This window comes from Limnochorda sp., from assembly GCF_047459355.1.
Taxonomy (GTDB): Bacteria; Bacillota; Limnochordia; order Limnochordales; family Limnochordaceae; genus Limnochorda.
Genome location: NZ_VSCV01000014.1, coordinates 1 through 22,760, shown reverse-complemented (window position 1 = coordinate 22,760; position 22,760 = coordinate 1). Strand labels below are relative to the sequence as shown.

Sequence of the window (22,760 nt, the reverse complement as noted above, 5' to 3'; positions counted from 1 at the left end):
CCGGTCAGGCGGGATCGGACTGGGCATCCAGCCAGGCGGCGAAGCGGGCCAGCCCCTCCTCCAGGGAGACCTGGGGCGCATAGCCCAACTCCGTCCGGGAGCGGGTGAGGTCAGCCCAGGTGCGGGGCACATCCCCCACCTGTTCGGGCAGCCGCTCGATCTGGGGCTCAAGGCCCAGAGTGGCCGCCAGCTGCTCCACCAAGGTGTCCAGCCGGACGGGCCGGTCGCTGCCCAGGTTGAAGACCCGGTAGGGCGGCTCGCCCCGCGGGAAGGCCTGGAAGGCCAGCGCGGCCAGGATGCCGTCCACGATATCGTCCACGTAGGTGTAATCCCGCTCCGAGCTCCCGTCCCCGTAGAGGGGAAGCGGCCGGCCCGCCCGCATCAGGCGCGCGAACTTGTGGATGGCCAGGTCGGGCCGCTGGCGGGGCCCGTAGACGGTGAAGAAGCGCAAGGCCACGATGGTCAGGCCGTAGCAGTTGCTGAAGCTCTGGCAGAGGGCCTCCCCCGCGGCTTTGGTGGCGCCGTAGGGCGAGGCGGGGGTCAGGATGGGATCCTCCTCGGCGAAGGGCACCTTGGTGTTCCGCCCGTAGACCGAGCTGGAGGAGCCGAAGATCACCCGCGCCACCCCATGCCGCCGGGCGGCCTGCAGCACGTTGACCGTCCCGCCGATGTTCACCTCGGTGTAACCCACGGGATCCTCCACCGAGGGGCGGACCCCCGCCCGGGCGGCCAGGTGGACCACCGCCTCAGGCCGGCTGGCCTGGAAGGCCGCCTCCAGAGCCGCCTCGTCCCGGATGTCGGCCTCCACCAGGCGGAGGCGGGGATGGTCTCGGTGGGGGGCCAGGTTGGCCCGCTTGACGGCCGGATCGTAGAAGGGGTCGAAGTTGTCGACCACCGTCACCTCCGCGCCCAGCCCCAGCAGGCGGTCCACCAGGTGGCTACCGATGAACCCCGCCCCACCCGTCACCAGGTACCGCTGGAAGGGAAGGCTCACCGCCCGATCCCCCAGTAGCGGAAGCCCAGCCGGGTCAACATCTCCCGGTCGAGGACGTTCCGGCCGTCGATGACCACCCGCTCCCGCATCCGCTCGGCCACCGCGCCCCAATCCACGTGGAGGAAGGTCTCCCACTCGGTCATGAGGACCACCGCGTCGGCATCCTGCGCCGCGTCCAGGGGCGTCTCCGCGTACTCAATGGCCAGATCGGGGTGCTCCCGGCGGCACCGCTCCATCCCCACCGGGTCATGGGCCCGCACCCGGGCGCCCAGCTCCACCAGCCGCCGGGCCACGTCCAAGGCGGGGGCATCCCGCAGGTCGTCGGTGTTGGGCTTGAAGGTCAGGCCCCACAGGGCGACGGTGCTCCCCCGGACCACCTTCAGAGCCTGCTGGAGCTTCTCCACCACCACCCGGCGCTGGCGCATGTTCACCTCCAGGGTCCCCCGGGCCAGGGGCATCTCGTACCCGTACTGATCGCCCAGGGCCAAGAGGGCCCGCACGTCCTTGCCGAAGCAGGAGCCTCCCCACCCCGCGCCCGCCCCCAGATAGCGGAGGCCGATCCGCTTGTCCAGGCCCACCGCCCGCATGACCTCCGTCACGTCCGCCCCCACCCGGTCGGCGATGCCGGCGATCTCGTTGGCAAAGGAGATCTTCATGGCAAGGAAGGCATTGGACGCGTACTTGCAGAGCTCCGCGCTGGTGGGCGTGGTGGTGACGAAGACGGGCAGCTCCCGGCTGTCCGGCCGGGGGATGCCCGACGGCGGCGTGAAGGTCTGCTCCAGGATCGCCTCGTAGAGGCGCCGGAGCCGGTCGATGGGGCCTGAGCTGGTGGCCCCCACCACGATCCGGTCGGGATAGAACATGTCGTAGATGGCCGAACCCTCCCGGAGGAACTCCGGGTTGGAGGCGACGGCCACCTGGGCCTGGACCCCCCGGTGGGCCAGCCCATCTTGGATGATGGACGCCACCCGGCGGGCGGAACCGACGGGCACCGTCGACTTGTTGACCACCACCGTGTCCGCCCCTTCGGGGATCATGCTGGCGATCTCGGTGGCGGCCGCCTCCACGTAGCGCAAATCTGCGTCTCCGTTGGCCTGGGTGGGCGTCCCGACGCAGATGAGGAGGACATCGGCCCCGGCCGCCTCAGGGGTGAGCTGGGTTCCGAACTGCATGCTCCGGTAAGTGGCCCGCAACAGCTCCGGAAGCCCCGGTTCGTGGAACGGCGGCCGCCCCTCCCGGAGGCTTTCGACGACTGCCGGGTTCTTGTCGATGCAGGTCACCTCGTGACCCAAATAGGCCAGGGCGACCCCGGTGGTGAGCCCAACGTAGCCGGTGCCAACCACGGTGACTCTCATGCCAACGGCCTCACTTTCGGAAAAGAAATGGTCAGCCAACCAGCCCCTCGGACCGGCGCACGCACGGTCAAAAGAAGGGCGCGTCCGAACCGCGCCCTTCCATACCTTCGCCTCTGGTCGGTCCTTCCCTTTAGGAAAGGGCCTCCCCGCACCCCGCCAGGGTCTGGTGCAGGTAGACCAAGAGCTCCTGGGGGCGCTCGATACGCAGGTCAGGAACCAGGGTTGGTGGGACAGCCTCTGCGCCGTACCCATATGCGGCCAAGCCGCTGCGGGTTCCGACGGCTCGGGCCGTTAGGAGATCACCCCTGGTGTCGCCGATGAAGATGGAGGTCTCGGCCTGGGCGCCGCCCCGCTGGAGGGCCCGGGCCAGGATGTCGGGGGCCGGCTTGGGCCGCAGGTCGGGATCGACCCCCTGGATCACGTCGAAGAAGGCCTTCAGCCCCACATCGTCCAGGACCCGCTCCGCCACCGGCGTCAGCTTGTTGGTCGCCACACCCAGAACGAAGCCGGGAATCGCCTCCCGAAGCTTCTCCAACCCCTCAAGGACCTCAGGAATCCCCGGAAAGGGCGGGCTGTGCTCGGGCCCCATCGTCTCGTAGTGGGCCCGGTAGCGGGCGACGAGTTCGTCCACCGCCTCGGGCGGAAGGGGCAGGCCGAGGGCCTTGGCCATCTCGCCGATGGGCGGGCCGATCTCCCGGGCGATGGCGTCCGCGGGCGGAAGGGGGCTCAGCTTGAGGTCCTGGCAGGCCCGGCGGAAGGCTTCCACAATACCTGTCTTGGTATCCAGGAGGGTTCCATCCAAATCGAAGAAGACAGCACGGATCGGTTGGCTCACTCTCTCACTCCCACGCTCGATGTTGGCCGTCAGTTGGAGTCCAAGGCAGCCCGGGGCATCACGAACGCTGCCTAGTGAAGGTGGTGGCCCATGGCTCTCGCCCTGGGATCGAAGAGTTCAGCGTGCAGATCCAAAGCGCCCCGATCGGTCAGGGAGGCCAGGAAGTAGGCGATCTGGCGCGGCCGTTCCGGCTCCGACGCCGCTTCCCAGCGACGGTAGTGCGGCTCCGGCATGAGCCGCGGGTTGGCCAATAAACGATCGAAAAGCTGGGTCAGGATCCACCGCTCCTTCTCGTTCTGCCGGACGACCAAGGGGTGCTGGTAGACGTGCTGGAAGAGGAAATCGACCAGTGCCCGCACCTTCTGGCCCAACGCCTCCGGCAGGGTGACCAGAGGCTCCCGGTGGTGGATGGCCGCTTCAAAGGTGGTCACGCCGGCGGCCTGAGCCCGGGCCACTGAGGCTTCCGCCGCCTCAAGGAGGAGGCGGTCGATCAGGTGCCGCCGGGCCCGGCGGGCCAGCAGGCGGTGCCGCTCCCGGGCCGGCCAGTCCCGGAAGGTGCCTGCTTCGACCAGCTCCGCCTCGGCCCGGTCCCAGCACGCCTGCCAGGGCTCGAGCCGGGGCTCGGACCGGAGCTGGTCGGGCTCGAGGAGGCCCGCCTCCAAGGCGTCTTGCAGGTCGTGGCCCGCGTAGGCGATCACATCCGCCAGGTTGACCACCTGCGCCTCCAAGGTCGGTTGAGGGTAGGGGTCGAAGTCGGGCACGGGAACGTCAAACGGGGTGGCGTGCCGGGCCACCCCCTGGCGGGTGGCGAAGGTCAGGTTGAGGCCGGGCCCGTCGGGGTACATCAGTTCGAGCTCGTCCAGCACCCGCAGGGAGTGCTGGTTGGAGTCCCACCCCTGAGGGTCCCCCGCCTGCCGGAGCGCGGCGTCCAGGGCCGCCTCCCCGGCATGGCCGAAGGGCGTGTGCCCCACGTCATGGCCCAGCGCGATGGCTTCCACCAGCGGCTCCCGCAGGCCCAAGAGCCTGGCCAGGGTCCGGCCGATCTGGGCCACCTCCAGGGTGTGGGTGAGCCGGGTCCGGTAAAAGTCGCCCTCGTGGATCAGGTAGACCTGGGTCTTGTGCTGGAGCGCCTGAAAGGCGCGCGCGTGGATGATGCGGTCCCGGTCCCGCTGGAAGGGGTCACGCGGGTCCGCATCATCCACGGGCCGCAGGCGCTCGTTCCAGGGCGGCCGCTCGGGCGTGGCAAGACGGGCCAGGGCGCCCGGGGTGAACAGGCGGGCCATCCACCTCACCTCTCACCCCGCACTATACCATGAGCTGGCCGCCGTTCACCTCGATCATCTCGCCGGCGATGTAGCTGGCCGCCGGCGTGGCCAGAAAGGCGATCACCGCCGCCACCTCTTCCGGCGTGCCCAGGCGCCCCGCCGGGATGGCGGCCGCCATCGCCTTGAGCCGCTCAGGGGTGGAGTAGCGCTGGTGGAAGGGCGTGTCGATGACCCCCGGCGCCACCGCGTTGACCGTCACCCCGTCGGCGGCCGCATCTTTGGCAAAGGCCTTGGTGAGGGCGTGGACCGCGGCCTTGGCCGCCGCGTAGTGGGCCGCCCCACCCCCGCCACCGGTGTGGGCGGCGATGGAGCTGACGTTCACCACCCGCCCCCACTTCCGCGCCCGCATGCCGGGCAGGAAGGCGCGGGTCAGGAGGAAGAGGCTGGTTACGTTCAGGTCAAAGGTGCGCTGCCAGAGCTCCCGGCTGACCTTCTCCGGATCGCTCCGCTCCAGCATGCCGCCGGCGTTGTTGATCAAGACGTCCACCGGCCCGAACCGCTCGGCCACCTCCCGGGCCAGCGCCTCAGCCCCGTCGGGATCGGACAGGTCGGCCCGCACCAGCTCGCACTCGCCCCCCGCCTCCCGGATGCGGGCGGCCAGCTCCTCCGCCGGCCCCTGCGAGGCGTTGTAGTGGGCCACCACCTTGGCGCCCAGGGCGGCCAGTTCTATGGCAGTAGCGTGGCCAATACCCGTGCTCGCCCCGGTTACCAGGGCGGTCCGTCCTTTCAAGGAAAGATCCATCCCCACACCTCCCGATCCACGCTTCCCGTCTCGTACCGGCTCGCGCCCGGCGCGCTCAGCGCTGGACGCCGGCGGGCCGGACGGCGCTGGCGTGCTCCAACTCCTCCGGCCCGAAGGGCCCGAAGTCGCCGTGGATGGTGTTCTTCAGGGCCATCATGGCGCTGCCGTAGCGGACCGCATCGGCCAGGCTCTTGCCCTGGCGGAGGGACCAGAGGAAGCCAGCCGCGTACGCATCGCCCGCGCCCAGCCGGTCGACGGTGACCACCCCGGCCGGCTGGTCATAGGAGGCCGTCTCGCCCTTGTACCAGGCGAAGGCCCGCCACTGGATGGGCTCCTTCGGCGCCTCGGGCGTGTACACCAAGGTGACCCCGTCCAGCTCATAGCGGGATGCCAGCCAGGCAGGCAGCTCCTCAGGATCCATCTCCGGCGCGCCCAGGATCACGGTGGCGTCGGAGACGGAGGTGAAGAGCAGGTTCACGTGCTTGAGCAGAGGCACCAAAGCCTCCCGGGCTTCCTCCGGCGTCCAGAGCTTGCTCCGGTAGTTGACGTCGAAGACCACCAAGAGGCCCTTGCGGGCGGCGGTCTCCAGGGAGCGGCGAACCCCTTCCAAAGCTTCAGCGCTCAACGCTGCGGTGATCCCGGTGGTCAGGAAGACGCCGCCTGGCTCCAGGACCCTCTCCCAGTCGAACTGGGACCACGGGTACCGGCTGAACGCCGAATCCTGCCGGTCGTATGTGACCACCCCGGGACGCGGGGGAACACCCGGCTCCAAATAGTAGATCCCCATCCGGCCAGGGGCCGCCAGGTCGCCCACCACTTCGACGCCCTGCTCGGCGATAAACCGCCACATCCGCTGGCCCAGTGGCGAATCCGGCAGGGCGGTCACATACCGGACCGGCTCACCCAGGTTGGCCAGCCCCACGCCCACGTTCAGCTCCGCGCCCCCCGGATGAATCCGGAGCACGTCGGCCTGTGAGAGCCGCTCCCCCGGCTCCACCGAGTACCGGAGCATCGCCTCGCCGAAGGTGACGATTGCAGCCCGAGTCGTTTGGTCATCCGTTGCCAACATCGCCCACCCCGGTTCTTTAAGAAAGTTCCAGTCCCTATTCAGACTCCACAGATTGAAACGAGATTCCACACCGCCACGCTCGTTTGGCATGGCGTTTCGGAATGCGGAAAGCCAGAACGGGCCGTGCCGCATGCGAGCAGGGCCGTTCCGCCACTCCCTTCGTGCTCGCCTGCGGCAGATCCTCCTTATGTTCCCTTTGCGGGGAGGAATCGTCAGGCCAGAGCCGAAGGCAATGGTGAGGGCAGAATGAAACGCCGTTTCGCGCCTGCTGGGAGGTGACGACCGATGGCCCGGAGTAGAAACCAAGCTTCCTCAGGTGCCGTCGGCGTCCCCCGCGTCCAGGCGGTCCAGAGTGCCGCACGGATCCTCTGGACCGTGGGGCACTCTGGGGCGCGCGGCATGACCCTCAACCAGCTTGCCCAGGCGGTGGAGGTTCCTAAGAGCACCGTCCTCCGGATTGCGCAGACCCTGGTGGACGAGGGGCTCTTGGAGCGGGAGGAGTCCACGGGGCTCTTCCGGCTCGGCATCCGCACCCTGGAGTTGGCCTCGATGGTGCTGGAGACCCTGGAGATTCCCCGGGTTGCCCGGCCCCATCTGGAGTGGCTCTCGGAGCAGACCCGTGAGACCGTCCACCTCTGCGTCCTCGACGAGGGTGAGGTGGTCTACGTGGACAAGATCGAGAGCCCCCAGGCGATCAGGCTCTACTCCCGGATCGGTCGCCGGGCGCCTGCTCACTGTACGGGCGTGGGCAAAGCCCTCATGGCCTTCCTTCCCTCAACCGAACGCCGCCGCCTGGTGGAGAAGCGTCCCTTGAAGCGCTTTACACCCAACACCATCACCGACTTCTTCCAACTGGAGAAAGAGCTGGAGCAAATCCGGCAGACGGGCATCGCGTACGACCGGGAGGAGCACGAGCCCGGTGTCCGCTGCGCTGCCGCTCCGGTCTTCGACCTGACCGGGCGGGTCTGCGCCGCGGTCAGCGTGGCGGTGCCCATCCTTCGGCTGCCCCCTGGGCGTCTGGAGGAGCTGGCCGGCCTGGTCAAGCAGGCGACCCAGGCCATCTCCGAGGCTCTGGGTTACCGGGCCCACGCCAAGCGATTGGCGGGGTCCAGGCTGGACGTCAGGCCGGGACCGTGAGGGGTTCCGTTGGGAGCGCCCCAGCGTGGAAACCGGCGCTGGCGGCGATGTGAAGAAGCTCAAGGGATCTGATCCGGCTGCATGTACGACGAGGAGGGAAAGACGTGTTGAGCACTGGGAAGCGTCTTCGCGGTCTTGCCATCGTCTCGATGATCGCCCTGCTCTCCCTGGTCCTCTTCCCCGCTGCGGCCCAGGCAGCCTACCCTGATCGGCCCATCACCATCATCGTTCCCTTCGGGGCCGGCGGCGGCACCGACCAAGTCGCCCGGGTCCTCGCCAGCCTCATGCAGGACGAGCTGGGCGTCCCTGTGAACGTGGTCAACCGGGCTGGCGGTGGCGGCGCGGTGGGCCACACGGCGGGTGCTACCGCGGCGCCTGACGGCTACACCATCACCATGATCACCGCCGAGCTGGCCATGATGCACTGGATGGGCCTCACCAACATCGACTACACCGACTTTGAGCCCATCGGCATCGTCAACATGGACCCGGCGTCCGTCATGGTCGCGGCGAACTCGCCCTGGCAGACCCTCGAGGACCTGATGGAGGACATCAAGGCCAACCCCGGCAAGTATCGGGCTTCCGGCACGGGCACCGGCGCCATCTGGGACGTGGCCCGGGTCGGCTGGCTGAACGCCGCGGGCCTTACCGACGGGCACCTGCCCTGGATCCCCAGCACCGGCGCGGCCCAGGCCCTGCAGGAGATGATCGCTGGTGGTGTCCACGTGGTCACCAACAGCATCAGCGAGGGCGCGGCCATGATCCACGCCGGCACCGTGCGGCCCCTGGCCGTCATGGGTGACGAGCGGGTGGTGGCCTTCCCCGACGTGCCCACCCTGAAGGAGAAGGGCATCGACTGGTCTCTCGGGACCTGGCGGGGCTTCGCAGTGCCTGCCGGCACGCCGGCTGACGTGGTCAAGACGCTGGAGGCTGCGGTGGCCAAGGCCGTGGCCAGCGACCAGTACGTCACCTTCATGAACGACGTCGGCTTTGGCATCCTCTGGCTCCCCTCGGACGAGGCGCGCCAGTTCCTGGCCGAGCAGGACGAGATCATGGGCACCCTCATGAAGCAGATGGGGGTCGCCAAGTAACCGGATTCCTGGACGTGCTGTGCCTGCCGGAACGCCCTCCGGGGCGTTCCGGCAGCCTCCGGAGAGGAAGTGATACCCGTGTCAAGAGCAGACGTGGTCCTGGGGCTCCTCGCCATCCTGGCTGGCGCCGCCATCCTGCCCATGAGCCTCGCGCTCCCTTCCCTGCCCCAGTCCTACGCCGGGCCTAGCCTCTTTCCCAGCCTGATCGGCTGCCTCTTCATCCTGGCCGGGGTGGTCATCACCATCAACGGCCTTCGGGCCTGGCGGGCGGAGAAGGCAGGCCAAGGGGATGAGGCCAGCCAGCCGAGGCCCCAGTTCGCCTGGCGACGGATGATCGAAGTTCTGATCGCTGTGGCGGTCTTCATCATCGTGGCTCCCCGCCTCGGCTTCGTGGTGGGCGGCTTCGTCCTGGTGGCCGGCATGCTGCTGATCCGGGGCAACCGCTGGACCACCTCCGTCGCGGTCGCTCTCATCTTGACCATCATCGTCCGGTGGATCTTCGTGTCATTGCTGAAGGTGCCCCTGCCCGTGGGGCCGTGGGGGTGGTAGGCCATGTGGGAGAACCTTGTTGGAGCAGTCGCGCTGCTGGCTCAACCGCAAGTCATCCTGATCGCGCTCATCTCCGCCGTCTTCGGCATGTTTATGGGTGCCGTCCCTGGCCTCACCGCCACCATGGGCATGGCCCTCCTGGTCCCCTTCACCTTCTTCATGGACCAGGTGAGCGTGCTGGTCGCCGTCATCTCCATGTCGGGCATGGCCATCTTCGCCGGTGACATCCCTGGCACCCTGGTGCGGATCCCCGGCACCCCCTCCAGTGCGGCCTACGTCGATGACGCCTTCATCCTGACCCAGCAGGGCAAGGCAGCCCGAGCTCTCGGTCTGAACGTGGTGGGCAGCGCCCTGGGCGGGCTCTTCGGCGCGCTCGGCCTGATGCTGGCCGCACCGGCCCTCGCCCGCTTTGCCAGCCGGTTCACCTCCTTCGAGTACTTCTGGCTGGCCGTGCTGGGCTTGAGCGCCACGGTGGCCGTCTCCCAGGGTTCCGTGGCCAAGAACGGCCTCTCCCTCCTGATCGGCCTCTTCCTGGCCACCATCGGCATCGACATCACCCTGGGCATCCCCCGCTTCACCTTCGGGAACGTCAACCTCCTGAGCGGCATCAGCTTCATCCCCGCCATGGTCGGTCTCTTCGGGGTGAGCGAGGTTATCCGGGTCACCATGGAGGAGTTCCAAGGGAAAGAGGCGCCCCAGATCCGCTTCGGTCTGGTGGAGATGATCCGGAACGCCCTCGACGGCCTCCGGGCGCGGGTGCGTCTCTTCATCCAGTCGGGGCTGACGGGGGTCCTGGTGGGTGCTCTTCCCGGCGCCGGCGCCGACATTGCCGCCTGGGTCTCGTACGGCTTCGGTAAGAACACCGCCAAGGAGCCGGAGAAGTTCGGCAAGGGGTCGGAGGAAGCGATCATCTCGGGCACCTCGGCCAACAACGCAGCCCTGGCGGGCACCTGGATCCCCGCCCTGGTCTTCGGGATCCCCGGCGACTCCATCACCGCCATCCTTCTGGGCGTCCTCATGATGAAGGGGATCCGGCCGGGGCCGGGCATCTTCGAGAACCAGGGTAACCTGGTCTACGCCATCTACCTGGCCTTCATCCTGGCCAACCTGCTCCTCATCCCCTTGGGCTGGGTGGCCACCCGGACGGGCCTCCTGATGCTCCGGGTGCCCAAGCGGATCCTGATGCCCTGCATCTTGCTCTTCTGCATTGTGGGCGCCTACGCCATCAACAACAGCATGTTCGACGTGGGCGTCATGCTGGTCATGGGCATCCTGGGGTATATGCTCCAGCAACTTCAGGTGCCGACGGCCCCCATCGTCTTGGGCCTCATTCTCGGGCCCCTGATGGAGCAGAACTTCATGATGAGCGTCATCAAGACCCAGGGCTCGCTCGCCATGTTCTTCACCCGGCCCATCAGCGCCGTGCTCGCCCTGCTCTGCCTGGCTGCGTGGCTCTACCCGCTCTACCGGAAGCGCCGCCAGGCTCGGGCAGCCGCCGCGGCCTGACCTGCCGGTGGACGTGGCCCGCAGCGGCAGGGCTCCTGCGTCGCCCTGCCGCTGCTTCTTCTCAGCTTGAACCATCGAGGAGGCGATGACGATGGGACGGGCAGCGACCGTCCAGAAGATGATCGAGGTCGGGGTGGTCCCCATTGTGCGGGTCAACTCGGAAGAGGTCGCCCTGCGGGTGTGCGAGGCCGTCTTGGAGGCAGGCGTGAAGACCATTGAGGTCACCTTCACCGTTCCCCGGGCCGCCCGAGTGATCGAAACCCTGAGGGACCGTTACCCTGAGCTGATGGTGGGCGCGGGCACGGTCCACGACGCCGCGGCGGCTCGTCAGGCGGTGGATGCGGGCGCCCAGTACATCCTGAGCGCCGGCCTGGTGCCCGAGGTGATCTCCACCGGGCACCTCTACGGGCTCCCGGTGGTTCCGGGCGTCTTCACCGCCACCGAAGCGATCCGGGCGTTGCAGCTGGGCGCGGACATCCTCAAGCTCTTCCCCGCGTCCCTGGGTGGCCCCAAGTACCTGAAGGCCCTGCGGGCCCCCATGCCCCAGGCCACCTGGTGCCCCACGGGCGGCGTGGCCTTGGAGAACCTGCACGAGTGGGCCCGGGCCGGGGCGGCCATGATCGGTGTGGGGAGCCCCCTGCTCCAGGATGTGGCCGAAACGGGTGATTATCAGGGCCTCACCCGGCGGGCCAAGCAGTTCCTGGAAGGCTGGCACGCGGCCCGTCAGCAGGCGTAAGCCCGACCAACCCGTTCAACGAAGCCATATCTGGTGCACCGAAGGCCCCGCGGGCGGCAGCGCCCGCGGGATTTTTGTCAACAGGACATCCTCTGGTCACCGAAAACCCGGCCGCCTGTTGACCAGGATCGGGGCGGTGGCCCCGAATCCGTTATCATGAACAAACGCGGGTTCGCTCTGGAGGAGAATGAGGAGGTGGAGCGGATGCAGCGAGTGCGTGGTCTGATCTGGGTTCTCGTCCTGTCCGGAGCGCTGGTCCTCGTGGCCGTCCCGGCTTCCGCCGGAAAAGCGCCGCCCTGTCCCCCCGTTCCCACGCCAGCGACCGTGGTGGTGAACCGGTAAAGCCAGCTGCTGGCCATGAGGCCCCCAGGCGAACCCGCGTCCTTCTCCATCGTCTTCTTTCAGACCCGTCTCCCCTTTTGGAGGAGTGACTCCATCGAGCGGCGAACCTCCCTGCCATCACCAGTCTGGCCGGGCGCTGGCTGCCGCCCCGACACCCCCCATCGGTCCACCCACTCCCCCTGGCCCGGCCTTCCGCGCAAGGAGGGTTCCCCAAGGTGGCAGGTTCCGTCAACCGCCGGCACGCGCAAGGAGCGCCCCACCTGCATGCCTGCCCGCGGAGGCGCTCGGCTGCCCTGCTCGTTGCCTGCAGCCTCCTGCTCTTCGCCCTGACCTTCGCCCCCGCCAGGGCGGCGGGAGACTTCCGCTACCCCATCGCCGCCGATCCGGAGCACCTGAACCCCTTCCGCTCCACCACCGTCGCCACCCGAACGGTCCTGATCCAGGTCTACGAACCGCTGGTCACCTTTGATCCCCAAACGGGCGGGCTGAAGCCTGAGCTGGCCGAACGCTGGGAGGTCTCGGAAGACGGCCTCACCTACACCTTCCATCTCCGGAAGGGCGTCCGCTTCCACCAGGTGCCCGGGGTGGTCTACGACGACCCCGAGGTGACCGCGGAGGACTGGATCTGGTCCTTCGAGATGTTCCTCAGCGGCGATACCGCCATCTCCGAACACCCCGAGTACCTGGAGGCGGTGAAGGGCGCCCGGGCCTTCACCGCGGGCGAGGCGGACCGGGTGGAGGGTGTGCGGGCCTTGGACCCCTACACCTTGGAAGTGACCCTGGAGGAGCCCAACCACCGCTTCCTCTTCGACCTGATCAACGTCTACGTGGTCCCCCGGGAGGCGTATGAGCAGCTGGGCAGCCGCTTCTCCCAGGTCCCGGTGGGCACCGGTCCCTTCCTCTTCCACGAGTGGCTCCGGGACGACCACATCACGCTGGTGAAGAACCCCGACTACTGGGAGCCCGGCCTGCCCAAGCTGGACAGCATCACCTACGTCAACGTCCCCGACGCCACCACCCAGCTCTTCCAGTACCGTCAGGATGCCCTCCACGTCCTCCTCGACTTCCCCACGGGCCAGGTGGCCGCGCTCCGGCAAGAGTTCGCGGATGAGTACGTGGAGATCCCCGGTCTCAACCTGCGCTACCTGGGCTTCAAGTGGACCTCCGGTCCCTTCAAGGACAACCGGGCCCTGAGGCTTGCGGTGGCCCACGCCCTCGATCAGGAGACCATTTGGAACGTGCTGATGGAAGGCGCCCGCTTCCCGGCCCACCAGGGGGTCTTGCCCCCAGCCATGCCCGCGGCCGACGTGGAGGGCTACCGCTACGACCCTGAGCTGGCCCGCCAGTACCTGGCGGAAGCGGGCTACCCCAACGGCCAGGGCCTGGAGCCCATCACCTACTACTACTTCGCCTCGGCCGCTGCCGAGCCGTACCACGCGGCCATCCAGGCCATGCTGGCCGAGGTGGGGATCCCCATCGTCCTCCGCTCCGAGGACAACACCACCTACTGGACCCGGGTGGGGGACGACGACGTCCACCTCTTCTTGAGCGGCTGGAGCGCGGACTTCCTCGACCCGAGCGAGGTCTTCAACTACCTCTTCTACCAGGGGCGGGACGATACCAACTACAGCAACCCTGAGGTGGACGCCCTCATCGCCCGGGCCACCGCCATCACCGACGATGCCGAACGGAACGCGCTCTACCGCCAGATTCACCAGATGATCTTGGAGGACGTACCGATGGTGCCCCTCTCCTACAGCAAGGTGATGGCGCTGGTCAAGCCGTACGTGAAGGACTTCTTCCTCTCCCCGGCCGGGGCGTACCGGGTGCCGATGAAGTACGTCGCTCTGGAACGCTGACCGTGGGGCGGGAGCCGGGCGAGAGGCCGGCTCCCGCCGCCCCACCCTGCTTCTGGGCAAGGCGAGGGTGGACGCTCGCGGGAAACCCACCGAGGATGGGAAGGTGAACCACCGTGACCCGCTACGTGATCCGCCGCCTGCTCTTGGCCATCCCCACCCTCCTGGGGGTCTTCACCATCATCTTCATCCTGGCCTACCTGATGCCGGGGGACCCGGTCCGGGCCGTCATGGGCGAGAGCTACCGCCGGGCCGATCCGGCCACCATTGAGCGGGTGCGGGAACGCTTGGGGCTCAACGATCCCTGGTTCGTCCAGTATGGCCGGTTTCTGGGCCGCCTGGTCCGGGGGGATCTGGGCACCTCCTACGTGCTGGACCAGCCGGTGGCCGAGGTGATCAGCTACCGCTTCCCCCGCACCCTCCAGCTGATGGCGGGGGCCATGGTGGCCGCGCTGCTGATAGGGCTTCCCGCCGGCATCCTGGCCGCGGAGCGCCAGTACACCTGGGTGGACCACACCCTCATGTTCTTCGCTCTGGTCGGGGTGGCCATGCCCGTCTTCTGGCAGGGGATCCTGGCCAAGATGTTCCTCACCCAGGACACCTACGGGATCGCCCTTTTCCCCGTGGCCGGCTACGGCGACGGCGCCCTGATCTACATGGTCCTTCCCTCCCTGGTGCTGGGGACCCACCTGTCGGCCACCATCGCCCGCATCACCCGCTCCTCCATGCTCGAGGTGAAACCCCAGCCGTACATGGTCACCGCGGTGGCCAAGGGGCTCCACCGCTGGCGGGTGGTGTTGGTCCACCAGTTGAAGAACGCGCTCATCCCGGTGGTGACCGTGGTCGGCCTGGACGTGGGGTACCTCTTGGGCGGCTCGGTGGTGACGGAGACCATCTTCAACTGGCCGGGCCTGGGCCGCGCAGTGGTGACGGCCATCAACCGCCGGGACACCCCGGTGATCCTAGGGACCTTGGTCTTCGGCGCGCTCATCTTCGTCACCGTCAACCTGGTGGTGGACCTGGTCTACGCGCTGATCAACCCCCGGATCCGGTATGAGTGACCCGAAGGAGCGGATTCCCGTGCAGAACATCCTGGTCCAGCAGGCGCGCACCTCCCAGGGCGACGAGCTCTCCGGACCCGCCAACGCCGCCCGGTTCTGGCGGACCTTCCGGCGCCACCGGCTGGGGCTGGTGGGCTTGGTCATCGTGGGCACCATGGTCCTCGCGGCGGTGGGCGCCCCCTACCTCGCGCCGGCCGATCCCCTGGCCCAGGACATCCTCCGGGCCCGCCTCCAGCCGCCCTCGGCCGCCCACCCCCTGGGGACCGATGAGCTGGGCCGGGATCTCCTGAGCCGGCTCATCTACGGAGCCCGCATCTCCCTCACCATCGGCCTCCTGGCCGAGGGGACCGCCCTCCTCATCGGGTCCGTCATCGGAGCCCTGGCCGGCTTCCTGGGCGGGCGGGTGGACGATCTGCTCATGCGGATCACCGAGATCTTCATGGCCATCCCCTCTCTGCTCTTCCTCATCGCGGTGGTGGCCATTCTGGAGCCCAACGTCGTCACCATCGCCCTCGCCCTGGGTGTCATCGGCTGGCCCAGCGAGGCCCGGGTCATGCGGAGCCAGGTTCTGGCGGTAAAGAACCTGGAGTACGTCACCGCCGCCCATGCCCTAGGCCTCCGCCCCTACCAGGTGCTCCTCCGCCACATCCTCCCCAACGCCCTCAGCCCCATGATCGTCGTTGGCACCCTGGGGATCGCCGGGGCCATCCTCACCGAGGCCACCTTAAGCTTCTTGGGGCTGGGCATCCAGCAGCCCATCCCCAGCTGGGGCACCATGGTGTACACGGGGCAGAACTACATCTTCACCGCCTGGTGGTACGCGGTCTTCCCCGGACTGGCCATCATGCTCACGGTCCTGGGCTTCAACTTTGTGGGGGATGCCCTCCGGGACGCCCTGGATCCCAACCGGGTGACCCAGCGGACGTAGGGGCGACGGGCGCCGCCGGGGCCAACCGGCCACCAACAAATTCCTGGGTGAGGCGCTCGGGAGCCAGGAACATAACCCTTGCCCGGGGAAGACAGGCTGGGCATGGGGGGACTCCTGGGCGGCCGCTCAGGGGATCACCGCCCAGCGCATCCAGGAGGGATGGCCGTGAAGTGGCTCAATCTAGACGACGCCGTTTTGGTCAACCTGGGACAGGTGACCTCCATTGAGGTCCTGCCGTCCCAAGAGGATGAGGAGGGCGAAGAAGAGGGCCTCCTTCAGATCGCTCTGAGCGAGACCGCCAGCGGGATCGACCTGGCTGTCGCCCATTTCCCCTCGTTCGAGGACGCCCAGGCGGAGTACGCCCGCATCAAGTCCTGGCTGGCTACGGATGAGGTGGTGCACACGGTCTCCGCGCCGGCGTGGGTGATGCGCTCACCCCACGATCACGAGGACGATCTGGACGAGTACGACGATGAGTATGACGACTACGATGACGAGTACGAGGAGGAGTACGACGAGGACTTCGACGAGGAGGAGGATTAGGCCCTCCCCTCGGGGTCCCTCGACGGCCGGGGCCGGAAGGCTCGTCCCACCAGCCCAACCCCACCGCTCCATCCGTCAGGGCTGCCTGGCCCTGGGTGCTGTTCTGCTGGTGGGTCCTGTCGTGGGCGAGCCTTATCCGGCCCCTGGCCCGCGCGCCCGTGCCTCACGGTCCTCGCCCATCGTGAAGCCCTTCGCCTCCTGACCCTCCCACGCCTCGCAGGCCAAGGTCCAGAGAGCTTGAGGCGTCCAGCCCACCAGCGAAGGAAGGACGGCCACCCCCTGGGGAAAGGCTTCCCCTTCGGTGACGGGGTTGGGCACCACGACACACCGCATGCCGGCGGCCAGGGCGGCCCGGGCCCCGTGGACCGAATCCTCCACCACCAGGGCCTGGGCAGGCTCGATCCCAAGGCGGCGGGCCGCTTCGAGGAAGAGGTCGGGCGCCGGTTTCACCTGGGCCACATCGTCCGCGGTGGCCCGAACGGGGATGGCGCCGGCCAGGCCCACCTGCTCTAGGCGGGCATCCACCCAGGCCCGGGGAGAGCTGGAGGCCACCGCCAGGAGAAGCTGCTCTGCTTGGGCCGCGTGGACCAGCTCCACCACCCCGGGGCGGGGTCCGAGCTGCCGCACCTCGTGGGCGGCCAGGGCGTCCGCCTCTGCCTCCACCTGAGCCCGGTCCACAGCCTGCCCCAGCTGGTGGGCCAGGTAGGCCACCGGATCGAACCGGGCCTGCGAGGAGCCCACCGCTTTCAGCCACTCCTCCTGGGGCAGCCGGGCGCCCCGCCGCCGGTAGACCTCCTCCCAGGCCCGGAAGATGGCCGTCTCCGTGTCCACGATGGTGCCGTCCAGGTCCAGGACCAAGGCGCGCAGCATGACCTCTCCTCCCACATCCGTTGCCGCAACGTCTGCTCCCAACTGGCCTTGGTCAGGTTCGCAGGGGGCCTGCAGGATCCCTCCTCCTGGGCCGATGCGCCTCACGAGGTGGGCTCGGGCCAGAGGCGGTAGGCGCCCCGGGGTGTCCGCAGCTCCAGACGGCCTTGCTGGAGGCGGTACTGGTCCTGGGTGGTCAAGGGGATCTCGAAGGTGGCTCCCGGCAGGCTGGCCTGGGGGGCGCCCGGCTCAGGCTCGACGGTGCCGGCCCCGTGGAGTTCGAGCACGTAGTGGCCCACGTAGTCGTCGATGCTCTCGTTCTTGACATACCGGACCCGGTCCAGCTCTAAGGTCACCTGGTCCCGGTTCCCCTGCTCCTCCTTCTCCACCCGGATGGTCCGCCCCCGCCAGCCTTGGAGCACCTGGTCCAGCTCCTTGATGGATAGGTCAGCCATGGGGTCACCTCCGTCGTCAGCATGCCTTCCGGGACGCCCCCTCATGAGCCGTCAAGGGCGTGGGCAGGAAGGCTTCTTGGAGACAAGAATGGTTCCCCTGGCAGGCCGGGCGGCCCGAGCACCCCGCGGGCGGCCGCCCTGGCTACAACCCGGAGGATCTGAGGATCAGGGATCTGAGCACCTAAGGAGGGAGTCTTCCGTTGCTGCACGGACGACGGAACCGGTTGGTGGGACTGCTTCTGGTCCTGGCCCTCTCCGTCGCCTTCCCTGCCGGGGTTCAAGCGGCTGAACTGGTCATCATGGCCACGACCGACATCCACGCCAACATCTACCCGTGGGACTACTACGCCAACCAACCCAGTGAGACCGTCGGCCTGGCCAAGATTTACACGCTGGTCAAAGAGATCCGGGCTGCTCACCCCAACACCTTGCTGGTGGACAACGGGGATCTCTTGCAGGGAACGCCCCTCGCCTCCTACCTGGTCAACGAAGGCCTGCCCCGCCCCGGCGACGTCCACCCCATCATCGACGTTCTCAACCGGATGGGGTACGACGCCGCCGCTTTCGGCAACCACGAGTTCAACTTTGGCCTTGAGTACGCGGAGAATGCTGTGGCTGGCGCCCAGTTTCCTTACCTCGCCGCCAACATCTACCGGCCGGGCACCCAGGAACCCTACTTCACCCCCTACGTGATCCTGGAGCGGACCATCGACGGCGAGCCCATCCGCATCGGGCTCATCGGCTTCGTCCCGCCCCAGATCATGGTCTGGGACCGGAGCCACCTCACCGGCAAGGTGGAGACGGGCACCATCCTCGACGCCGCCCGCCGCTTCATCCCCGAGATGGAGGCGCAGGGCGTCGACCTCATCATCGCCCTGGCCCACACGGGCGCCTCCCCCGACGCCTCCACGGAGAACGCTGCCTACGCGCTGGCCCAGGAGTTCCCCCAGATCGACGTCATCGTCGCCGGCCACTCCCACCTGGAGATCCCCGGTTCGGGCCTGCCGGGCCACCCTGACGGCCAGGTGAACGGCGTCCAGCTGGTCCAGCCGGGCTTCTGGGGCCAGTATCTGGGGGTTGTCACCCTGGAGCTGGAGCGGACCACGGGCGGCTGGCAGGTGACCCGCAAGGAGGCCAAACTCCTCCCCACCGAGCCGGTGGAGCCCGCACCCGAGGTGCTCGCCTGGGCCCGGGAGGTCCATGAGGCGACGGTCGCCTACGTGACCAGCCCCATCGGGCACACCCTGGTGCCCATCTCCAGCCGGGCGAGCCAGCTCACCGACACGGCGGTCACCCAGCTGATCAACGAGGTCCAGATGGCCTACGTGGAGGAGCTCATCCAGGGGACGGAGTACGAGGGCCTGCCCGTCCTCTCCGCGGCGGCCCCCTACAAGAGCGGCCGGGGCGGTGAGACCGACTTCACCGAGATCCCTGCCGGGCCCATCACCGTCGGGGATGTGGCCTCCATCTACATCTACGACAACACCCTGAAGGCGCTGTTGATCACCGGGGCGGAGCTGAAGGCGTGGCTCGAACACGCGGCCCAGAAGTTCCACCAGGTGACCCCCGGCCGGGGTGAAGAGCCGCTTCTGACCGACTTCCGGGGCTACAACTTCGACCAGATCGACGGCGTCCAGTACCGGATCGACATCACCCGGCCCCTGGGCGACCGGATCGTCGGCCTCACCTACCAGGGTGAGCCTGTCCGGCCCGATCAGGAGTTCATCCTGGCCACGAACAACTACCGGGCCGACGGCGGCGGCGGCTTCCCCGCTACCGGCGAGGAGGCCCGCATCATCCTCGATCCGGGTATCGCCAGCCGGGAGCTGATCGTCCAGTACATCGCCGAGCGGGGGACCATCAACCCGGCGCCGGACCACAACTGGTCCCTGGTGCCCAACTACCTGGATCATCCCCAGGCTCAGTACGTCTACCTCCTGGTGGAGCGGGGCGCGTACGTGGGAGACCTCGACGGCCGCCTGCGCCTGGACGCCACCCTCACCCGGGGCGTCTGGGCCGACATGGTCTCCCGGGCCCTGGGGCTGGACCTGGCGGTGGACGATCCCACCGCCCCGGTGACCGCCCGGGAAGCGGCCCAGGATCTGGCCGCCTACCTGCCCGCCCGGGCCCTGGAGGCGGCGGATGAGACGCCCCTCACCCAGGCGGACGGGGCCCAGCTGCTGGTGGGCGCCCTCGCCCCGCTGGAGGTCCTGGCCGGCTGGTAGCCTGGGTGCCTTTGGACCATCTCGAGACCGAAAAGGCCAGAGCCAGCCGTACGGCTGGCTCTGGCCTTTGCCCTTGGCGGAAGCGTCGTCCCTTGGACTCAACCCCTTGTCCGTCCGGTCTCCCGTCGCTACGGCTGCACCGTGACCCCGCCCTGGCGGGCCTTCCGCCGCTGCTGGATGATCGGCGCCACCAGCGAGAGCGCCGCCAAGATGAGCAGGATGAGGGAGATGGGCCGGGTGACGAAGACCCAGGCGCCCGCGTCGCCCGCGGCGGTGAGCGCCCGCCGGAAGTTGGACTCGGCCATGGGGCCCAGGAGCAACGCCAAGACCAGCGGGCCCAGGGGGTACCCGTACTGGCGGAAGACCAACCCCAAGATGCCGGCAAAGAACATGAACCAGACGTCCAGCGGGTTGTTGTTGATGGCGTACGAACCGACGGTGGAGAGGATCAGCACGGCCGTCCAGACCACTTCCTTGCGGACCATGAAGGCCCGGACCAGGACGCGCGAGGCGCCCAGCCCCACGATGAGGATGGCCACGTAGGCCAGCACCATCAGGGCGATGATCACATACGCCATGTCCGCATGATCGCGGAACAGAAGCGGCCCCGGCTGGAGCCCGTACATGATCAGGGAGCCCAAGAGAATCGCGGTCACCGAGTCACCGGGCAAGCCCAGGGTGAGCATGGTGGTGAGGGCGCCGCCGATCACGCCGTTGTTGGCCGTGCAGGTGGCCGCGAGCCCTTCAATGGAGCCCTTCCCGTACTCTTGGGGCTTCTTGGAGAGCCGCCGAGTCTGGTCCCAGCAGATGATGGAGGCGATATCGCCACCCGCGCCGGGAATGGCCCCGATAACGGCGCTGACCGCCGCGGAAAAGAGGGCCGCTGGACCCATCCGGGCCAACTCCTGCCGCGTCGGAAGCTGGCGGCCAATTCGCGGGATGATGCGTGTTTGCTCCTCACGACTCTTAAGGATCTGGTCCAAGACCTCCCCCACGCCGAAGAGGCCGATCATGACCGGGATAAAGGAGATCCCATCGAGGAGTTCAAAGCGGCCGAAGGTGAAGCGCGGGTAGGAGAGCATGGGATCCAGCCCGACCATGGAGAGCAGCAACCCGAAAACGCCAACAATCAAGCCCTTCACGATGGACTTGCCCGACACGGAGACCATCATGCTCAGGCCAAAAATAGCCAAGGCGAAGTACTCGGCCGGGCCGAAACGGAGCGCGAACCGCGCGATGGGAAAGGCGAAGATGGCCAGAGCCAGGGTGCTGAACAGCCCGCCAAAGACCGAGTAGATAGTGTTGATCCCCAGGACCAGGCCCGCCTCACCCCGTTGGGCGATGGCCGGCCCGTCGAAGGTGCTGGCAATGGATGCCGGCGTCCCCGGGGTGTTGATCAGGATGGCCGGGATCCCCCCGGCCAAGATGGCCGAGTTGTACACCCCCAGGAGCATGGCCAGCCCCTGGGCCGGCGGGGCCCAGAAGGTGAGGGGGGTCAGGATCGCGACGGCCATGGTCGCGGTCAGCCCTGGCAGGGCCCCGATCAAGACGCCTGCTCCGACCCCAATGAGCAAGTAGAGTAGCGTGGTCGGTTCAAAGACCGCCTGGAGCGCTTCCGCCAAGAGTGCCACCGTGTGTCCCCCCTTGCACCTCAGAGCATCACGTGGAAGACACCGCGGAAGAGCCAGTAGAGCGTGACCGAAAGCCCGACGGCCGTCGCCAGGGCCACGGGCGCACGTAGCTTAAGCACCAGGCCGACGAGGAAGAGAAAGCCCGTCGACAAGACCGCCCAGTGGACCCGACCCCAAAGGAGGGTGTAGAGGAACAAGAGCCCGACCACCCCTCCCGCCCGGAGCAGCCGATCTTTGCCGAAGGCCCGCCAGTTGACGGCCTCCACCTGGCCGCGGCGGCCGCTCCGGAACAGGAAGACCGCCAGCACCAACCCGACGACGACCAACAGCCTGGGCACGTACCCTGGCCCCGGAACCCCCGCCGGACCCGGTGGGAAGTCGAGGGTCAGCCAGTAGGTCGCGCCCAGAAGCAGGGTCCAGAGCAGCGCCGCAACCACGTCGGCGTTGAGCATGCTCGCTCCCCCTTTCCGGATGGACCCAAAGGGCGGGCGGCCTCCCCATCGAGGAGACCGCCCGCGAGCCCTCTTACTGAACGATCCCGAGGGCCGGGATCAGCTCTGCGAACATCTCGTACTGCTCCTGAGCGAAGGCCGCGAACTCCTCGCCCGGCTTGTAGGCCACGGTCATCCCGCGGCTGGCCGCCATCTCGGCAAACTCTGGCGACTGGATGGCCTTGGCGATGGCGTCCGCGAGCTTGGCCCGCACATCGGCCGGAATGCCCTTGGGCGCCGCAAAGCCACCCCAGCCCGAAACGACCACACCCGGCACCCCCACCTCGGCCAGGGTGGGCACATCGGGAATAACCGGCGAGCGCTCCCGGTCCATCACCGCCAGGACCCGGACCTCACCCGCCTGCAGGGCCGGCAGGATCTCCGTGGGGCTCACCGTGACCATCTCGATGTGCCCACCGAGGAGGGAGGCGACGGCCGGAGAGGCCCCGTCAAAGGGGACGTGGGTAAACCGGACCCCAGTGGCCCGCTCCAAAGCCCCGGCGGCGATGTGCCAGATGGAACCCGGGCCCGCGTTGCCGACGCGGATCTTACCAGGATTGGCCTTGGCATAGTCGATGAGGTCCTGCAGGGTGGTCCAGGGCGAGTCGGCCCGGACCGTCACCGCCGCCGGCACCGAGACGGCCTGGGCGAGGAGGTCCAGGTTGTCCGGCCCCACATCGCCGTATCCCAGCGTCCGCACCATGCTCAGCTCCACCGGGACATACCCGAAGGTGTACCCATCGGGTGCCTGGCGGGAGAGGTAGGACATGGCCAGAGCCCCAGCGGCCCCAGGCCGGTTGACGGCGATGACGGGCACCCCCAGCTCCTTCTCCACCAAGCTGGCCACGGTGCGGGCCGTGATGTCGGAGACGCCGCCGGGGGCCGCCTGGATCACGACGGTGATCTGGCGGGTCGGATACTGGGCAGAGACAGAGCCAGCCAAGAAGACGGTCATGACCAGAGCCAACACCAGCGCTAACCCACGATGGATTCGCACAGTCTCTTCCTCCCCACGGTTCTGG

21 protein-coding genes are annotated in these 22,760 nt (G+C 68.2%); 10 read left to right on the top strand and 11 right to left on the bottom strand.

What is annotated here, in order from left to right; translation table 11 throughout:
* Positions 1-4: 4 nt before the first annotated feature.
* From FWJ67_RS06525 to FWJ67_RS06500, 6 genes are all read right to left on the bottom strand, one after another.
* Positions 5-994 (bottom strand): SDR family NAD(P)-dependent oxidoreductase, encoded by a 990-nt coding sequence (locus FWJ67_RS06525; protein WP_304174039.1) that lies wholly within the window; start codon positions 992-994, stop codon positions 5-7.
* A complete protein-coding gene (locus FWJ67_RS06520; RefSeq protein ID WP_414482651.1) occupies positions 991-2,349 on the bottom strand; it encodes a UDP-glucose dehydrogenase family protein in 1,359 nt (452 codons plus the stop codon). Before FWJ67_RS06520 ends, FWJ67_RS06525 begins: the two co-directional genes overlap by 4 nt.
* A 130-nt stretch (positions 2,350-2,479) precedes the next feature.
* Entirely contained in the window at positions 2,480-3,184 is a 705-nt protein-coding gene (locus FWJ67_RS06515) for an HAD family hydrolase (RefSeq protein ID WP_414481872.1), read from the bottom strand.
* A 71-nt stretch (positions 3,185-3,255) separates the two neighbouring features.
* Entirely contained in the window at positions 3,256-4,467 is a 1,212-nt protein-coding gene (dgt, locus tag FWJ67_RS06510; protein ID WP_414481873.1) for a dGTP triphosphohydrolase, read from the bottom strand.
* A gap of 22 nt (positions 4,468-4,489) precedes the next feature.
* Positions 4,490-5,251, bottom strand: a complete 762-nt coding sequence (locus FWJ67_RS06505) for an SDR family NAD(P)-dependent oxidoreductase (protein WP_304174049.1) — start codon at positions 5,249-5,251, stop codon at positions 4,490-4,492.
* Positions 5,252-5,306: 55 nt separating this feature from the next.
* Positions 5,307-6,317, bottom strand: a complete 1,011-nt coding sequence (locus FWJ67_RS06500; protein WP_414482650.1) for a PfkB family carbohydrate kinase — start codon at positions 6,315-6,317, stop codon at positions 5,307-5,309.
* A 288-nt stretch (positions 6,318-6,605) separates the two neighbouring features.
* Between FWJ67_RS06500 and FWJ67_RS06495 the strand changes: the two genes are divergently transcribed.
* The 9 genes from FWJ67_RS06495 (at position 6,606) to FWJ67_RS06455 (ending at position 16,069) form a co-directional block, all read left to right on the top strand.
* Positions 6,606-7,457, top strand: a complete 852-nt coding sequence (locus tag FWJ67_RS06495) for an IclR family transcriptional regulator (protein WP_414481874.1) — start codon at positions 6,606-6,608, stop codon at positions 7,455-7,457.
* A 104-nt stretch (positions 7,458-7,561) separates the two neighbouring features.
* Positions 7,562-8,548: a Bug family tripartite tricarboxylate transporter substrate binding protein gene (locus FWJ67_RS06490; RefSeq protein WP_414481875.1), complete on the top strand. Its 987-nt coding sequence runs from the start codon at positions 7,562-7,564 to the stop codon at positions 8,546-8,548.
* Between the two features lie 78 nt (positions 8,549-8,626).
* Entirely contained in the window at positions 8,627-9,097 is a 471-nt protein-coding gene (locus tag FWJ67_RS06485) for a tripartite tricarboxylate transporter TctB family protein (RefSeq protein WP_304174056.1), read from the top strand.
* A 3-nt stretch (positions 9,098-9,100) separates the two neighbouring features.
* Positions 9,101-10,603, top strand: coding sequence for a tripartite tricarboxylate transporter permease (locus tag FWJ67_RS06480; RefSeq protein ID WP_414482649.1), 1,503 nt, complete (start codon positions 9,101-9,103; stop codon positions 10,601-10,603).
* A gap of 91 nt (positions 10,604-10,694) precedes the next feature.
* Positions 10,695-11,339 (top strand): bifunctional 4-hydroxy-2-oxoglutarate aldolase/2-dehydro-3-deoxy-phosphogluconate aldolase, encoded by a 645-nt coding sequence (locus FWJ67_RS06475; RefSeq protein ID WP_304174060.1) that lies wholly within the window; start codon positions 10,695-10,697, stop codon positions 11,337-11,339.
* Between the two features lie 557 nt (positions 11,340-11,896).
* Entirely contained in the window at positions 11,897-13,540 is a 1,644-nt protein-coding gene (locus FWJ67_RS06470; RefSeq protein WP_414481877.1) for an ABC transporter substrate-binding protein, read from the top strand.
* A 113-nt stretch (positions 13,541-13,653) separates the two neighbouring features.
* Positions 13,654-14,598, top strand: coding sequence for an ABC transporter permease (locus tag FWJ67_RS06465; protein WP_304174064.1), 945 nt, complete (start codon positions 13,654-13,656; stop codon positions 14,596-14,598).
* A gap of 19 nt (positions 14,599-14,617) precedes the next feature.
* Positions 14,618-15,526, top strand: coding sequence for an ABC transporter permease (locus FWJ67_RS06460; protein WP_414481878.1), 909 nt, complete (start codon positions 14,618-14,620; stop codon positions 15,524-15,526).
* A 165-nt stretch (positions 15,527-15,691) separates the two neighbouring features.
* Positions 15,692-16,069, top strand: coding sequence for a hypothetical protein (locus tag FWJ67_RS06455; RefSeq protein WP_304174068.1), 378 nt, complete (start codon positions 15,692-15,694; stop codon positions 16,067-16,069).
* 132 nt (positions 16,070-16,201) lie between these two features.
* Here FWJ67_RS06455 and FWJ67_RS06450 read toward each other — a convergent pair whose 3' ends face one another.
* Together FWJ67_RS06450 and FWJ67_RS06445 are read right to left on the bottom strand one after the other, a co-directional pair.
* A complete protein-coding gene (locus FWJ67_RS06450; RefSeq protein ID WP_414482648.1) occupies positions 16,202-16,939 on the bottom strand; it encodes an HAD family hydrolase in 738 nt (245 codons plus the stop codon).
* A gap of 101 nt (positions 16,940-17,040) precedes the next feature.
* The gene (locus tag FWJ67_RS06445) at positions 17,041-17,391 is read right to left on the bottom strand and encodes a hypothetical protein (protein ID WP_304174072.1); all 351 of its coding nucleotides are present in this window, start codon (positions 17,389-17,391) and stop codon (positions 17,041-17,043) included.
* Positions 17,392-17,591: 200 nt separating this feature from the next.
* On the opposite strand from FWJ67_RS06445, the gene FWJ67_RS06440 reads away from it, so the two are divergent.
* A complete protein-coding gene (locus tag FWJ67_RS06440; protein ID WP_414481880.1) occupies positions 17,592-19,616 on the top strand; it encodes a bifunctional 2',3'-cyclic-nucleotide 2'-phosphodiesterase/3'-nucleotidase in 2,025 nt (674 codons plus the stop codon).
* A gap of 128 nt (positions 19,617-19,744) precedes the next feature.
* On the opposite strand, the gene FWJ67_RS06435 is transcribed toward FWJ67_RS06440, so the two are convergent.
* The 3 genes from FWJ67_RS06435 to FWJ67_RS06425 form a co-directional block, all read right to left on the bottom strand.
* Positions 19,745-21,247, bottom strand: a complete 1,503-nt coding sequence (locus FWJ67_RS06435) for a tripartite tricarboxylate transporter permease (protein WP_414482647.1) — start codon at positions 21,245-21,247, stop codon at positions 19,745-19,747.
* A gap of 20 nt (positions 21,248-21,267) precedes the next feature.
* Complete coding sequence (locus FWJ67_RS06430; RefSeq protein ID WP_414481882.1) at positions 21,268-21,699, bottom strand: tripartite tricarboxylate transporter TctB family protein; 432 nt, start codon at positions 21,697-21,699, stop codon at positions 21,268-21,270.
* Positions 21,700-21,772: 73 nt separating this feature from the next.
* Complete coding sequence (locus FWJ67_RS06425) at positions 21,773-22,735, bottom strand: Bug family tripartite tricarboxylate transporter substrate binding protein (protein WP_414481883.1); 963 nt, start codon at positions 22,733-22,735, stop codon at positions 21,773-21,775.
* Positions 22,736-22,760: the final 25 nt, after the last annotated feature.

Coding starts and splice junctions, on each gene's coding strand:
- FWJ67_RS06520 (WP_414482651.1), bottom strand. CDS start 2,349: ATGAGAGTCACCGTGGTTGGCACCGGCTACGTTGGGCTCACCACCGGG.
- dgt (WP_414481873.1), bottom strand. CDS start 4,467: ATGGCCCGCCTGTTCACCCCGGGCGCCCTGGCCCGTCTTGCCACGCCC.
- FWJ67_RS06505 (WP_304174049.1), bottom strand. CDS start 5,251: ATGGATCTTTCCTTGAAAGGACGGACCGCCCTGGTAACCGGGGCGAGC.
- FWJ67_RS06495 (WP_414481874.1), top strand. CDS start 6,606: ATGGCCCGGAGTAGAAACCAAGCTTCCTCAGGTGCCGTCGGCGTCCCC.
- FWJ67_RS06480 (WP_414482649.1), top strand. CDS start 9,101: ATGTGGGAGAACCTTGTTGGAGCAGTCGCGCTGCTGGCTCAACCGCAA.
- FWJ67_RS06475 (WP_304174060.1), top strand. CDS start 10,695: ATGGGACGGGCAGCGACCGTCCAGAAGATGATCGAGGTCGGGGTGGTC.
- FWJ67_RS06450 (WP_414482648.1), bottom strand. CDS start 16,939: ATGCTGCGCGCCTTGGTCCTGGACCTGGACGGCACCATCGTGGACACG.
- FWJ67_RS06445 (WP_304174072.1), bottom strand. CDS start 17,391: ATGGCTGACCTATCCATCAAGGAGCTGGACCAGGTGCTCCAAGGCTGG.
- FWJ67_RS06430 (WP_414481882.1), bottom strand. CDS start 21,699: ATGCTCAACGCCGACGTGGTTGCGGCGCTGCTCTGGACCCTGCTTCTG.